The sequence below is a fragment of the Nocardia otitidiscaviarum genome, assembly GCF_007362295.1.
Classification (GTDB): domain Bacteria; phylum Actinomycetota; class Actinomycetes; order Mycobacteriales; family Mycobacteriaceae; genus Nocardia; species Nocardia otitidiscaviarum.
In genome coordinates this window covers 6,828,510-6,843,432 of sequence record NZ_CP041695.1, presented here as the reverse complement: position 1 = coordinate 6,843,432, position 14,923 = coordinate 6,828,510, and the positions used below count along the sequence as shown (strand labels likewise).

General features: G+C 69.6%; 8 protein-coding genes. 4 read left to right on the top strand and 4 right to left on the bottom strand.

Going from position 1 to position 14,923, the window contains the following annotated elements; translation table 11 throughout:
• Nucleotides 1-10: 10 nt before the first annotated feature.
• The 3 genes from FOH10_RS30775 (at nt 11) to FOH10_RS30765 (ending at nt 2,938) form a co-directional block, all read left to right on the top strand.
• Nucleotides 11-1,555: an acyl-CoA carboxylase subunit beta gene (locus FOH10_RS30775; RefSeq protein ID WP_029930422.1), complete on the top strand. Its 1,545-nt coding sequence runs from the start codon at nt 11-13 to the stop codon at nt 1,553-1,555.
• Nucleotides 1,556-1,793: 238 nt separating this feature from the next.
• Nucleotides 1,794-1,994, top strand: coding sequence for a DUF5988 family protein (locus tag FOH10_RS30770; RefSeq protein WP_029930421.1), 201 nt, complete (start codon nt 1,794-1,796; stop codon nt 1,992-1,994).
• A gap of 125 nt (nt 1,995-2,119) precedes the next feature.
• Nucleotides 2,120-2,938, top strand: coding sequence for an alpha/beta fold hydrolase (locus FOH10_RS30765; protein ID WP_143983298.1), 819 nt, complete (start codon nt 2,120-2,122; stop codon nt 2,936-2,938).
• A gap of 159 nt (nt 2,939-3,097) precedes the next feature.
• Here FOH10_RS30765 and FOH10_RS30760 read toward each other — a convergent pair whose 3' ends face one another.
• From FOH10_RS30760 to FOH10_RS30745, 4 genes are all read right to left on the bottom strand, one after another.
• Entirely contained in the window at nt 3,098-6,427 is a 3,330-nt protein-coding gene (locus FOH10_RS30760; protein ID WP_143983297.1) for an arabinosyltransferase domain-containing protein, read from the bottom strand.
• Between the two features lie 78 nt (nt 6,428-6,505).
• The gene (locus tag FOH10_RS30755; RefSeq protein ID WP_143983296.1) at nt 6,506-9,784 is read right to left on the bottom strand and encodes an arabinosyltransferase domain-containing protein; all 3,279 of its coding nucleotides are present in this window, start codon (nt 9,782-9,784) and stop codon (nt 6,506-6,508) included.
• Nucleotides 9,785-9,795: 11 nt separating this feature from the next.
• Nucleotides 9,796-10,362 carry a dihydrofolate reductase family protein gene (locus tag FOH10_RS30750; RefSeq protein WP_143983295.1) on the bottom strand — a complete coding sequence of 189 codons (567 nt, stop codon included), beginning with the start codon at nt 10,360-10,362 and terminating at the stop codon, nt 9,796-9,798.
• 157 nt (nt 10,363-10,519) lie between these two features.
• Nucleotides 10,520-12,337 (bottom strand): glycosyltransferase family protein, encoded by a 1,818-nt coding sequence (locus tag FOH10_RS30745; protein ID WP_143984419.1) that lies wholly within the window; start codon nt 12,335-12,337, stop codon nt 10,520-10,522.
• Between the two features lie 226 nt (nt 12,338-12,563).
• Between FOH10_RS30745 and FOH10_RS30740 the strand changes: the two genes are divergently transcribed.
• Nucleotides 12,564-14,897, top strand: coding sequence for a hypothetical protein (locus tag FOH10_RS30740; protein ID WP_143983294.1), 2,334 nt, complete (start codon nt 12,564-12,566; stop codon nt 14,895-14,897).
• Nucleotides 14,898-14,923 lie beyond the last annotated feature (26 nt).

Here is a 14,923-nt window from a genome sequence, read left to right as displayed (position 1 = left end):
AAGGAGACCAGTGAGCACTACCGCCGAGAAACTCGCCGACCTGCGACAGAAGCTGGACGTCGCGAGGGAACCGGCGGGGGAAGCGGGAGTCGCGAAGCGGGCGCGCAAGGGCATCCCTTCCGCCCGCGACCGGATCAATATGCTGCTCGATCCGGGCTCCTTCGTGGAAATCGGCGCGCTGGTTCGCAACCCCGGTGACAAGAAGGCGCTGTACGGCGACGGCGTCGTCACCGGACACGGTCTGGTGGACGGCCGCCCGGTGGCGGTGTTCTCCCACGACCAGACCGTCTACGGCGGTTCGGTCGGTGAGATGTTCGGCCGCAAGGTCGCGGGCATCATGGAGTTCGCCGCCAAGGTCGGCTGCCCGGTGGTGGGCATCAACGATTCCGGCGGCGCGCGCGTGCAGGAGGCGGTGACATCGCTGGCCTGGTATGCCGAGCTGGGCCGCCGCCAGGAGCCGCTGTCGGGCCTGGTGCCGCAGATCTCCATGATTCTGGGCAGCTGTGCCGGCGGCGCGGTGTACGCGCCGATCAATACCGATGTGGTGGTGGCGACCGAGGCCGCCTACATGTTCGTCACCGGCCCCAAGGTGATTCGCGAGGTCACCGGTGAGGATGTGAGTCTCGAGGAGCTCGGCGGCGCGCACAGTCAGGCGCAGTACGGCAATATCCACCATGTCGCCAAGGATGAGGCGGCGGCGTTCCAGTGGGTGCGCGAGTATCTGTCGTATCTGCCGTCGAGCTGCCAGGAGTTGGCGCCGATCGTGAATCCCGGTCTGGAGCCGGAGATCACCGAAACCGATCTGGAACTGAACTCGATCGTGCCCGACGCCGACAATGCCGGGTACGACATGCACGAGATCCTGTTGCGCATCTTCGACGACGGCGATTTCCACGAGTTCGGTGAGTCGGCGGGCAAGAACATGATCTGCGGGTTCGCCCGGGTGGACGGCCGCAGTGTGGGCGTGGTCGCGAATCAGCCGATGGTGTACGCGGGTGCGCTGGATGCCCGCGCGTCCGACAAGGCCGCGCATTTCATCCGGCTCTGCGACGCCTTCGAGATCCCGCTGGTGTTCGTGGTGGACACGCCGGGCTTCCTACCCGGGGTCGAACAGGAGAAGATCGGCGTCATCAAGCGCGGCGGCCGATTCCTGTTCGCCTTCGTCGAAGCCACCGTCCCCAAGGTGACCGTGGTGATCCGCAAGTCGTACGGCGGCGGTTACGCCGTCATGGGATCAAAGCAGCTCGGCGCGGATGTCAATCTGGCCTGGCCGACGGCCCGCATCGCGGTCATGGGCGCGGAGAGCGCGGTCAGTCTGATCGGCGCGAAGACCATCGACGCGGCCCCCGAGGAGCAGCGCGCCGCCATCCGCCAGCAGATGATCGACTTCTACAACGCCACCGTCGCCACCCCCTGGGTGGCCGCCGAACGCGGCTACATCGACGCCGTCATCGAACCCGCCACCACCCGCCTGGAAATCCGCCGGGCCCTGCACCTGCTCCGCGACAAAACCGTCGCCCGCAACCCCCGCAAACATCACCTGCTGCCGCTGTAACGACCTGCTGCCGCCGGTAACCACCTGCTGCCGCTGTAACCGGGCGGTGGCTGTAACCGGCGCGGCTGTAACCGGCGCGGCGGCTGTAGCCGGTGCCGCGGCGTCTGGCGGAGCCCTTCCGCCCCTTCTTCATCCCCGCGCCCGCGGCGCGTCAGCGCGGCGGGCGCGATCCCCGCACGACACCCCGGATTACCGGGAATCGGTCAGTCGATAGCCCCGCATATGAGAGCCTTCAGCTATGAGTAGCAAACCGAAGGCCGTACTCGAAGGCGGGCCCGACGGCCTGAAGACGCGGATCGTCCCCATCACCCCGCCGGGCGTGGAGCTGCGGGTGGCCTTCGAGGACGGCTACGAGCGGTTCAAGGTGACGCCGCGCTGGGCCGATACGCCGGAGGGCAGCCTGCCGGTGTACGAGTGGGTCGCCCATATCGCCCGGTGATGCGCGGCGTCGGCGATGCGGGCGGGTGCGCGACGCGGTAACGCGAGGGGCGCGCTCCGCCACGTCAGCACGCGTGTCAGGTCGGTGTCAGGTCGGCGTCAGCCCGGACGCCGACAGTGAACGGCATGACGAAGAACAACACCTCCGCGGCCACCTCGACCACCTCGATCTGGACCGGCATGGTGCCGGTCGAGGACACGGCCCTGGCCGTCACCGACACCGGCGGTGCCGGAATCCCCGTGCTCTACCTCAACGGCCAGTTCGCCACCCAGGGCTACTGGAAGCGGGTTCTGCCCGAACTCGGTTCCGAGTTCCGGCACATCACCTATGACGAGCGGGCGCGCGGCAAGTCGAAGCGGTCGGCGGACTACTCCTTCGAGGCCGCCGTCCGCGATGTGGATGCCGTGCTGGCGGCCCGGGGCGTGGACCGGGCGCTGGTGGTGGGCTGGTCCTACGGTGCGGTCGTCGGCGCGCACTGGGCGGCCCGGAATCCGAATCGTGCCGTGGGCGCGGTGCTGGTCGACGGGGCGTTCCCGTACGACTGGCTGGACGACGCCATGGAGCAGCGGATCCGCAAGCTGTTCAAGCGGTTGAACCTGGTCATGCCGCTGCTGCGGCCGACCGGGCTGACGCCGCGCATGTCCGCGGCACAGCAGGCCGAGAGCAATATCGAACTCGGCAAGCTCTCCCGCGAGCGCGAGCTGGGGCCGGTCCTGGACAGCATCAGCGTCCCGACCCGCTATGTGGTGGCCTCCGGCTCGTCCTTCGGTAGCCGCGGCGACGAGCAGGAACGCCTCCGCGCCGGCCTCGACGCGGTATGCGCCCGCAACCCGCACATCCGTATCAGTGTGAAGGTGCCGAGCAACCATTCCCACGTGCTGCGCAAGGACTTTCGCGCGGTCGCGGCGGCGATCCGGGAAGTGGCGGCCACGGGGCAGCGTTGACGGGCCGCGGTGCTCGCGAGCGCCATGGACGAGGGGGGATGCGCGATCCTCGCCGCCATGGTGTCGGCGCGCCCGGCGCACGGGTTCCGCACCGAACACGGCAGCGCCCCCCTTCCAGCGGGTGCCGGAAGGGGGGCGCGTGTGCGGGCGCGGCCTGCCTCAGACTCGCATCTTGCCGGGACTCCACCAGCCGGAACGGGTTTCGGCGCCGGTGGTGATCTCGGCCGGGGTGGCCGGGTAGAACTGGTCGTAGCGTTCCAGCGAACCCCAGTCGCGGGCCCAGTCGTCCTTCAGATAGGTCGGAATGGTGACCGATCCGGCGATCATCTGCGAGAAGCCCAGCGGCCCACCGAATTCCTCGGCCTGCCAGGTATTGGTGGAGCTGATGGCGAGCGGCCGGTCCGGCAGGATGCGGTAGTTCGGCACCTCCGCCACGCCGTAGCGGTGGTCGAACGGCTGCTGGCAGGGGAACTGCAGACCCACGGCCCAGTCCAGCAGCACCGGCTGGGTGCCGCCGATGAAGCTGTTGAGCGACTGCAGCTTCGGCACGCGCGGCGGGGTGAACGCCAGCCACTGGTCGCCGATGAGGATCGGGTCCTTGGCATGGATGCGCACCACGTCGACGTCGCCGGGCAGTTCGTCCAGCGGCACCCGCACGTTCCGCCAGGACGGGGCGGGGCCGATATCGCGCGGCCGGTACGAGCCGAGCTGTTCGACGCTGCCGTCGGGCAGTCGCCGCCCGTAGTCCAGGAACAGATCCTGGCCGTAGGTCATGCGCCCGGTGTCGTCGAAGGACATGACGCGTCCGGCCACCGACATGACCACCAGCGGCGCGTCCGCGGAGCGGGCGGGCAGTTCGTACCAGCTGGAATACAACTCGGCGGGCTGCTGCACCCCGTCCTGCCAGCTGCCCATCACCGGTGTGGTGGCGGGGTCGAGTCCGAAGGGCAGGGCGGCGATGGAGCCGTTGACGCCCTCCGCGCCCAGTCCGCCGCCGGTTCCGGCGTTCTCGCCCTCGGCGAAGGCGGGACCGATGGTCTGGGTGGAGGTGTTGCCGGTGCCGGGCTTCACCTCGACGGCGTCCGCGTCCAGCTGCTGGGGAATGCCGTTGGGCGAGAACCCGATCGGCTTCTCCCCGGCGAGCGGGTCACCGTTCAACGGGGGCCGCTCCGGGTCGATGACGGGTTGCAGGTTGCCGCTGTTCGGATCGGCTTCCACCAGTACGTCATTGGCGAGTCCGCACGAATTGCCGCCCAGCGCGTCGATATTCGACCGGGCCAGCGAGTACGCCGGGTACTGCGAGTACGCGCCCTTCACCAGCGACAGCACCTCGAACAGCACCATGAACGCGGCCACCACGGTGAGCGGGATGGCGGCGAATTTGCGAATCCGCCTGCCGCGCTTGGTGCGTGCGTCGGCGGGCGGTTTGGCGTAGCCCTCGCGCAGCGACTGCCAGGCCACCAGCGCCAGCGCCAGCCCGAACAGCATGAGCATGAAGGTGTTGGACTGGTAGCCCTGGAGGGAGACCCGCTTGTCGAACCACGGCACCCCGAAGCTGGACACGTACCAGTACCCGTTGATGCCGGAGAAGGCGACGGCGAGGGTGAACAGCAGCCCCGCCAGGAACACCGACCGATTCTTGCGCGATCGCAGCGCGGTGGCCGACACCGCGACCGCGGTCACCGCCGCCAGCGAGCCCGCGATACCCGCGTACGCGCCGAAGTGGTGCGTCCACTTGGTCGGGTTGAACATCATGAAGAAGATGGTTCCGAACACCACGCCCATGAGTCGCCAGGTCGGCGCGCTGGCGATACCTGGGATCTGCCGCCGCCGCAGTAGCACCAGCAGGGTGGTGATCAGGCACAGGATCATGATCAGGAACGCGAACCGCCGCGACAGCGAACCGTCCACGGTCTCCACGAACAGGTAGTAGTAGCGCAGGTAGTCCTCGTACCAGGCCAGGTTGGGGCCGGTGGCCTGGCGCACCCGGTTGGCCTCCATGATCCCGGCGAAGGTCTGGTCGCCGAAGACCACGACGAGCACCAGGAATCCGGCCGCGGCGATGGGCGCGAGCAGTGCGGTGGTGCCGAGTTCCCGGTGTTTGCGCACCACGATCCGCACCAGCGGCCGGATGGCGACCAGCAGCGCCGCCACGCACATGAGCCCGGTGGGCGCGGCGGCCAGTGTGAACGCCGCGATCAGTACCGCGACGGCCGCGGGCAGCAGCCGCGAGGTGGCGATGGCCCGCTCGATGGACACCCAGGTCAGCAGCGCGCCCAGGGCGACGATGGGTTCCGAGCGCAGGCCGTTGTCGTAGGGCAGCCAGAACGCCAGGAACACCAGTCCGCCGGTCCACAGCGCCACTTTGGAGTTGCGCACCCCGCGCCCCAGCCGCGGCACCACCTCGCGGCTGATCACCAGCCAGCAGAGGATGCCGCACAGCAGCGCCGGAATCCGCACCCACGCACTGGCGGTGGAGATTTCGGCGAACGCCTGGATGACGTAGTAGTACCAGCCGAACGGCGCTTCCGGTACGCCGTACCAGCGGAAGTAGTTGGCCATGTAGCCCGCGTGCGGCGCGACCCGGGTCATGGTGAGGATGTAGCCGTCGTCGGAGGTGTTCGCGCCGACGAAATGCCACAGCGTGAGGGTGCCGATCACCGCGCCGTCCGCCCAGGTGGGCTTCAGCCAGTGCCGCGGGAAGATGCGCCGGTGCCCGCGCCCGTCGGCGGTGTCGAGGACACCCAGCGCTCCCATGGCGATCAGGGTGAGCAGCACCGCGCCGATGAGCGCGACCAGTTTCACCACGGTCGGTGTGGAGGAGAACCGCGAATCGACGGTCATGTGGAACGACAGCCCCGCCGGAACCTCGCCGACCATATCGGTGAACACCCCGACCACCTGCGGCCGTAGATCCCCGAACAGCTGCCCTTCCAGCGGCACCACCACGGTCTCCGTGCCCCCGCCGGGCAGCGGCCGCTCGATGGTCCGGGTCAGCCCCTCGAACTTGGCGTAGGTGCGGGTGCTGTCGGAGGTGATGACGATCTGCGAGCAGTCGCTCATCTCGGACCGCTGCGCGGATGCCACCACCGCATTGCGGTCCACCACGTCCACCGTCTCGCCGGAGACCCGCACGAACAGCGCCTGCAGGTCGGCCTCCCGCCCCTGCGGCGGCGCGGTCGACAGCAGGATCCCGCCCCGTGGATCCGCCAGCTGCGTCACCGCCGCGCAGGGGATGCTCACCTCCAGGTCGATCGGCACCTGCGACATGAGCGGGGCTTGGATATTGCCCAGCGTGCCGTGCTGCGGCCAGTCGATCACCGCCGTCGTCTGCTTGACGGGCAGGAACGGCGTGGCCAGCGCGAGCAGCGCCCCCAGCACACCCGCGACGATCGCGATGATCTTCGCGGTGCGAAAATCACGCGGCGTCGCGGCGGGCGCTTCGGGCGGCGTCGGTTTGGTCAGAACAGCGGCGGTGGCGTCGGGCACGGTGAGTGATGGTATCTGGCAACGCCGTGAGTGACCGCGTTCACTCGGCGGTTGCGCCGCGTATGCCGATTCAACCGATCACCTGGCCCGGATCGGGGCATCGTCCGCCAGCCCGGAGCGGGTCTCCACGGTGACGTCCAGCTCGGCCGGTTCGGCGTCGCTCACGTACGGCGTGAACTTCTCCAGCGAACCCCAGTCGCGTCCCCAGTCGTCGTCGAGGTAGGTGGGCACGGCCTGGGCTTTCAGGAGCAGCTCGGTCCAGCCCAGGGGGCCGCCGCCGATATCGTCCTGCCACGCGTTGGAGGCGTCGGAGCCGACGCGGTCGGGGAGGATGCGCCACTGCGGGACCTCGGCGACGCCGTCGTGGTGGTCGAAGGGGCGCTGGCACGGGAAGGCGAGGCCGACGTGCCAGTCCTCCAGCACCGGGGCGGTGCGGCCGACGACCGCGTCGAGGGTGGCCAGCCGGGGCAGGCGCGGCGGGGTGACCGCCAGCCACTGCTTCTGGGTGATGTCGGCGTCGTGGGCGACCAGGCGGACGGCGTTGGCCGAGGCGGGGATGTCGCGCAGCGGCACCCGCAGATTGCGCCAGGAGGGGGCGGGGCCGATATCGATGGGGCGGATGCGTCCGACGTTCGTCACGGTGCCGTCGTCGGCGCGGGTGCCGTATTCCATCCACAGGTCCTGCCCGTAGGTTTCGACGCCGTCGGCGTCGATGTAGCGGATGCGACCGGCGGCGGTGACCACGAGCACCCGGTAGGCCGGGTCGGCGCGCATGCTGTCGGTCAGGTCGAGTCGATACCAGCCGGTGGTGAGGTCGGCGATCCGCTGTTCGCCCTGGGTGTAGCTGCCCAGGACCGGGGTGCGCGCCGGATCGAGTCCGAAGGGCAGCGCCACATTCGAGCCGTTGATCCCGGCCTGCTGGCGGCTGCCGCCGCCGGTGCCCGCGCCGGTGGTGTTGCTGGTCTTGTTGTCCTCGGTGCCGACGGAATTGGCGCTGCCGGTGACCGTCTCCTCCTCGTCGGCGGTGAGGTCGGCGGCCACCCCGTCGGGGGTGAAACCGGTGTTCTCGGCGTTCAATCCGTCGGCGGGCGACCCGTCGAAGGGTTGCAGCAGCGAATCGGCGGTATCGGTCTCCACCAGCACCTCATTGGCCAGCGCACACGAATCCCCGCCCAGCGCACGCACATTCGATTCGGCGATGGAGTAGGCCGGGTACTGGGTGACGGCGGCCTTGGCCAGCGACGCCACCTCGAACACCACCAGCGCGGCCGCCGCGATGGTCAGCGGCATGGTGGCGAACTTGTCGAAACGCCGTACGCCGCGTGGGGTTTTCGCGTACGGCTGCCGGTAGTGCTGGATCAGCGCGACGATCAGGAACACCACCGCGAGCCCGAGGAACAGCGTCGAGAAACCCTTGCCGGCGATGGACGGCGCCTTGTCCCACCACGGGACACCGTAGCTGGACACGTACCACCAGCCGTTGGACCCGGTGAAGGTGATGGCGAGCAGGAAGAACACCGCCGCCGTGAACAGCGAGCGATTGCGCGGTGAGCGAATCCCGTTGACGCCCACCGCGACCGCGGTGAGCGCGGCCAGCGAGCCCGCCAGCCCCGCGTACACGCCGAAGTGGTGGGTCCACTTGGTGGGGGTGAACATCATGAGGAACAGCGACATGAACACGATGCCGAGAATCCGCGCCGACGGCCCGCGCGAGGTGCCCGGAATCCGCCCGTTCTTGCGCAGCATCACCAGCACGCACACCCCGAGGCAGAGCAGCATGATCAGCACCCCGAAGCGCCGGGACAGCGATCCGTCGGGGGAGAGCATGAGCAGCGAATCCCACCGTGTGCGCTCGTCGAACCAGGCCACATTCGGCCCGACGAGCGTGCGCACGCGCGTCGCCTCCATGACGGTGGCCAGCGTCTGGTCGGCGAAAACCACCACCAGCACCAGGGTTCCGGCCGCCACCCCCGGAGCCAGCAGCGCGGCGTAGCGCAGCACCGCCGCGCCCCGGCCCGACCTGCCGCCCGCCGGGGCGTCCGGCCGTGCCCGCTTGATGATGTGCTGGAGCACCGGCCGCGAACCCGCGATGAGCGCGGCGATGCAGATCAGTCCGGTCGGCCCCGCGGCCAGCGAGAACGCGGCGATGAGCACGGCGACGGCGGCGGGCAGCAGCCGCCCGGTGGCGATGGCGCGTTCCATGGAGCACCAGGTGAGCAGCGCGCCCGCCGCGATGAGCGGTTCGGGCCGCAGCCCGTTGTCGTAGGGCAGCCAGGCGGCCAGAAACACCAGTCCGGCCGTCCACAGCGCCACCCGGTCGCGGCGCACGCGAGCGCCCAGACGCGGCAGCACTTCTCGGCTGATCACCAGCCAGCACACGATGCCTGCGAGTAGCGACGGCAGCCGCATCCACGGGCTGGCGTCGCTGACGCGCGTCACCCAGGCCAGCAGTTCGTACGGCCATCCGAACGGTGCCTCGGCCACCCCGAACCACCGGTAGTAGTTGGCCATGTACCCCGACTCGCGCGAGGCGCGAGCCATATTCAGGATGTAGCCGTCATCGGAGGTATTGGCCCCGATGACGTGCCACAGCACCAGCGTGCCCAGCACGGTGACGTCGGCGAGCGAGAACTTCCACCAGTGCGCGGGCAGGAAGCGCCGGTGCCGCCGTCCGTCGGTGGTGTCCATCAGATGCAGGGCGATGAGCGCGATGATGGTGAACACCACCGCGCCGATCATGGCCAGCCGCTTGAGCAGGCTGGGGCTGGAGGTGAAACGCGCGTCGATATCGACCGCTGCCGTGGCCGCGCCCAGCCGGTCCCGTGGCACATCGGTGAAGATGCCCACCACCTGCGGCCGCGCGTCGCCGCCGACCTGCCCGGCGAACGGCGTGCCGTCCTGCCGTGTCGCACCGGTGATCTCGGTGCGCGTCTCGGCGGCGGACGAGGTCACCGTCAGCGCCCCGCAGTCGGCGAGTTCGGCCAGCGGGGCGGACAGCAGCGGAATATTGCGCACCAGCACCTGCACGGTGCGGCCGGTCTCGGGTTCGTCCTCCACCCGGACCACCAGGCCCTTGTCCACCGCCTGCCCGGACGCCGCCGGGACGGTCGAGAACAGCGTGCCGGTCTGCACTCCGTCGCGCACCACCTCGCACGGCAGTGAGACCGTGAGCTGCAGCGGCGTGTACGACACCAGCGGCGCCTCGAGATTCGCGGTCTCGCCCTGCGGCCAGTGCAGCGTCGGCCGGTCCTGCTCGATCGGCAGGATGGGCATCAGCACTGCCAGCACGACGGCCAGCAGACCGGAGATCAGGGCGACCAGGCGGATTCGGGGTAACGCTCGGGTGTCTGCGCGCACGGACGTCGATGCTATCGACCCTTGCTCGTCCGATACCGCAACAGCACCACCCCGGAGCGAAATGCCGTGGTCTCGGCGAGTCGCAGCTCCGGAATGGCCGTGCCGTCCGGGAACAGTCGCGCACCCCGGCCGAGCACCACCGGGTGGGTGAAGAGCCGGAACTCGTCGACCAGTCCCGCCGCGACCAGCTGGTGCACCACACCGATGCTGCCGGTCACCACGATGTCGCCGCCCGGGGCTTTCTTCAGCGCCTGGATCTCGTCGGCGAGCGGTCCGCTCAGCACGGTCGAGTTGTCCCAGCCGGGTTCGGTCATGGTCCGCGACGGCACGTACTTGTGCACCTTGTTCAGGTATTCGGCCACCCCGGTGGTGTCGGTGTCGACGACCGTGGGCCAGTATCCGCGCATCTCCTCGAAGGTCTTGCGCCCGAACACCACGGCGTCACAGGCGGCGAACTGCGCGCGCACCGCCTCCACCTGGTCGGACTGATCCGGGCCGTCGGCGACGGTGAACCAGCCCCCGGCCGCGTCGATGACGCCGTCGACGGTGATGTTCTCGGTGACTATCAGATCTCGCATGATGAGCCTCGACTTTCCGCCGGGCGGTCGATCCGGTGGGCCAGCGGCTGGCGACCCGCGCGGAGCGACGGTTCCGGCCTTTCCGATGGCGCCCTGTCACAGGGCCGTACACCACTGGCGACTCCGCGGCGTCGCGGAATTCATCGGTGGCTCAGGCTCAGACGAGTCCGCGCACGTCCCACACCCAGACGCCGTTGACGCGCTGCCCGTGGAAGCCGAGCAGCTGGTCCACGGTGAGGCGCAGCACCTCGCCGTGTTCGGTGGGCGGCAGCACCAGCACATCGGCCTGCCAGTACCGCAGATCCGCCAGCGCCTGGGCGCGCGACGCGTCGTCGACGATCGGAACCCGGTTGGCGCGTTGGGCTTTCATGAGCAGGGTGGCGGTGGGCCGGTCGTCCGGGCCGTAGCGGCCTTTGGTGTCGGAACCCGTGGGGCCGACGAAATAGCCGCCCGCCAGCGGGAAGCTGAAATCGGCGGCGGTCTGCCAGCGCAGGGCGCGGGCATCCGGTGGGGTCGGCGGCGGCACGATCACCACGGAACCGTCGGTGACATACCGGTTCACGGTGCCGTCGGCGAAGAAGGCCGGGGTGGGCGTGCGCTGCACCACCGGAAGAACGGTCGGGGTGAGCGGCACCAGCGCCAGCGTCAGCGCCGCGAACCAGGCCAGCGGCCGCCAATCGGTGGCCGACTCCCGCCACTGCTGCACCGCACGCTGTGTCGCCAGCGCCAGGATGGCGGCGATGGCCGGTATGGCGGCGAAGGTGAAGCGCGATTCCAGCACCGAATTCACCAGCGGCAGTTGCTCGAACCAGTGCCAGGGCAGCGTGATGCCGGTGTCGTCGCGGCCGATCGTGAGGCTGGATCCCAGCGACAGCAGGGTGAACGCCACGATCACGACGCTCGCCGCCCGCACCACCCGGTTGCGCCACAGCAGGATCGCGCTGACGGTGACGAGCAGCAGCAGCGGCCAGCCGAAGTAGGAGTTCTCCTCGGTGGGGTTGATGGCCACGTTGGTGCCGGGGGAGAGCATGCCGCCCAGCGATTCGGAGGGGAACTGGAACAGCGCCTCGAGGTCGTTGCCCATCGGCCCGTGGTCTATGGACCGGTACGACTGCGGACCGAAGAACTGCCACCACAGCGGAATCTCGGTGAGCGCCACTGTGATCAGTGCGGCCAGGGCGACCGTGGGGGTGATGCCGCGCAGCACCCGCCAGCCCAGTCGCGGCCGGTGCAGGTAGTAGACGAGCGCGAACACCCCGAACGCCATGGCGTAGATGAGCAGCGGTTCCTCGCCGAGCGCGATCTGCAGGGCGACCAGCAGACCCAGCACCACCGCATCGCGGCTGCGCGCTCCGAGTGCCGTCGCCCCGGCGTCCGCTGCCGCGCGTTTCGCCAGGCGGATGAACTGCGCGGTGATGAGCGGCAGCAGCGCGAGCACCACGAAGTTCGGGTGGGCGTTGCCGTGCGAGATCATGCCGGGCGCGAACCCGCAGAACAGACCGCCCACGGCCGCCGCGCCCCGGGCGTCGACCAGGTACCGCGAGAACAGCCAGTACCAGGCGAAGGCGGTACCGGCCAGCCCGAGGGTGAGTACCAGCACGAAGGTGACGGTCGGCCCGAACAGCAGGGTGATGGGGGTGAACGGCACGCCGACGCCGAACATGGCGGTATTCGCCATCATGTTCACGCCGTCGGGATAGTTCTGCAGTACGGTCCCGAGCGGATTCTCAAGGTTGGCGACCTTGTGCGCGGTGACCGCGAAGAACCACTCCCACATGGTCTGGTCCTGACCGCTCTTGATCAGGTATCCGTCCTCGGGGTGCCGCCACTGCCCGGAGAGCACCAGCACGGCCAGCGCCAGATAGCCGCCCGCGATCAGGACGTCGGTGCGGGCGAGCCGGAGGCGGTGTGCGATGCGCCGGGATCGGGATAGGCGCGGGCTGGTCTCCGGGACGGTCCGCTCCAGCACTGCCACGGCCGATCCGGATTTGTCCGTCCAGTCGGTTTCCCGCCCCGAATTCACAAGCTGACTCCTCTTACCGGCACAACAGCTCGCCACGCTACCGGCTGCGGCTGAGATTCCGCTGGCAAGTCCAGGAGTTATCCACAGATAACATCACCAATCCACAGATTTCAGGCGGTTTATCCCCAGATGGGACGAGCGCTGCCCGGGGTGGACCGCAAGCGCCTACCGTTTCGGTATGCGATTGCATTTCGACCTCGAGGAGGACGAGGAGTTCACCGCCGCCGCCGAGTTGCTGGTGCGGCGCTGCGCGGAGTGGGCGCGGCGGCAGGGGACGCCGATCGTGGAGCCGATCGCGGGCATCGCGCTGGAGGCACGGCACCTGAGCAGTGACGGTCGGCTCGCGCACTGGACCCCGGATGCGGTCTGCGACGTGCTGCTGGACTGGATTCCCGACGCCGCGGCCGAGATCGACCGACCCGCCCACGCCCCCGACACGCTCCGCGCACTGCTCGCCTATCTGGCTGCCAGTGGGTTGCTCGATCCCCGAGGCAGCGGGCTGGACGAGCTGCTGACGGTGATCACCGAGACCGAGCCGGAATTCCGCGCGGAACTCCACGACGCCCTCACGCTGGCAGGCATCGCCGAGCCGCCCGATGCGGGCGGTGAGTTCGGCGCGGGCCGGGTGGGTGGCGCTCGGAATGCGGATCAGGTGGACCGGGTGGACTGGGCGGGCGGCGCTCGCGGGGCGGAGCGCGTGGACCGGGTGGACGGGATGAGCAGCGCTCAAGGTGCGGACCGGACGGGTCAGGCGGGCGGTGCGCCGGGTGCCGGTTCGGTCGACCGGGCGGGTGGCGCTGCGAATGCGGACTGGGCGGGTGGCGCGCACGGGGCGAGTCGGTCGTACGGCGCTTTCGGGTCGCACGGCGCATTCGGGCCTGGCGGCGTTCCCGGATCGAGCAGGTCTCTCGACGCGCACAGGTCTTTCGGTGCGCACAAAGCTCTCGACGCACACAGCGCCGACGCGGATATCCCCGAAGCACTGCTGCGCGTACTGACCGGCGATCTCGACGCGGCCGACCTGGACTCCGCCGATCTGGATCCGGCCGAGGTGGACGATCTGGTGGCGCTGTTGGAATCCGGGCTGATTTCCGACAGCCCGGACCTGCTCGTCGGCGACGAAACCCCCGTGCGGACCTTCGCCCAACCCCCGGTCGTGCTCCCGGACCACGCGGACCTGGTCGCGGCGGCCGAGGCGACGCCGGTGGTGCGGCAGCTGCGGCTGCTGCTGGACTGGGTCGGCACCGGCCGTGCGCTGACGACCCACCATCGGCTGCGCATTGCCGACGCCCGTGAACTGGTCGCCCTGCTCGATACCGGCGACGAGCTCGAGGGTGTCCGCGACGCGACGCGGCTGCGGGAGCTGACCCGGCTGCTCGCGTGGGCGAAACACCTGCGCCTGGTGCGCGTCGCACAGGGCGAAGTGCGGCCGGTGGCCAAGAATCGCTCCCTGCTGCGCGATCCGCTGGCCCTGTGGTCGCGCGCCTTCGATGCCGTGCTGGAATCGGCGGAGATCACCTACGGCGCGGCGCGCTCCGGTGAGCCGCCCCTGCTGTCAGAACTGCACGACCTGGTGCTGCCGGACATGCTCAACACCCTGTACGGCATGCCGCATCCGATGCCGCTGCGCCGACTGGAGGAGCCGGTGTGGGCGCAGTGGTCGGAAGCCTTCGCGGATTTCGCGGCCCCGGCGCTGCTGCGGGACGAGCGGCAGCGGATCGGCGCGGAGCTGCTGACCGCTTTCCAGGTGCTGCACCGTCTCGGTGTCGTCGAGCTGACTCGGGGCATTCCCGATCCGATGTACCTCTCGGATCTCAACGACCCCGAATTCGATCCGGTGCCCTGGCTCGATGCCAAGGCGCGCAAGGCATTACGGACCGACCTGCGCAAACCGGGCACCCTCCTGGCGCTGACCGGCCTGGGGACGGCCGCCATGCGAGACCGCATGCTCGCCGAGGGCCGCGAGGCCGGAGCCGTCGGCGACCTGCGCGACGCCGACGCCGCCGGACTGCTCGGCGTGATCGCCGACCACTACACCGCCGAGACCGGCCGGTTGGAGATCCAGGGCTGGCTCGACGCCCACCACGGCGACCGCGAGCCGCTGCTCCAGGCGATTCGCGACTGCCCCTTCCGTGGTCGCGCGGCCGCCATGCTGCGCATCCTGATGCTGGCGCTTCCCGACGGCCCCCGCCTGCTGCGCGGCCTGCGCGGCGATCCGGTGCTGACTCCGCTGGTGATCACCCAGCTCGTCTCCGACGGTGAATTGAGCATGGCCGACGTCACCGATGACGAGGGTCTGCTCGCCATGACGGAAAGCATGCTGCAACTGCTCGAACTCGGCGGCCCGGCAGCGGTATTGGAGCAACTGGCGGATATGCCGTCCGCTGAGCGCGGCGAGCTGGCCGAAACGCTGGGCGCGTCCGGACATCCGGCACGGACGGCGCTGGCCGAACTGCTGACTGTCATTCGGACGCCGACAATGTCGGGGCGGCGGAATAGCGGCGGCGGTTGATTCGGGCGAATCGGATGCGAAGTTCT

What these genes read in the sequence shown, in the direction of transcription:
- FOH10_RS30770 (WP_029930421.1), top strand. Translation starts at nt 1,794, where the DNA reads ATGAGTAGCAAACCGAAGGCCGTACTCGAAGGCGGGCCCGACGGCCTG.
- FOH10_RS30765 (WP_143983298.1), top strand. Translation starts at nt 2,120, where the DNA reads ATGACGAAGAACAACACCTCCGCGGCCACCTCGACCACCTCGATCTGG.
- FOH10_RS30750 (WP_143983295.1), bottom strand. Translation starts at nt 10,362, where the DNA reads ATGCGAGATCTGATAGTCACCGAGAACATCACCGTCGACGGCGTCATC.
- FOH10_RS30740 (WP_143983294.1), top strand. Translation starts at nt 12,564, where the DNA reads ATGCGATTGCATTTCGACCTCGAGGAGGACGAGGAGTTCACCGCCGCC.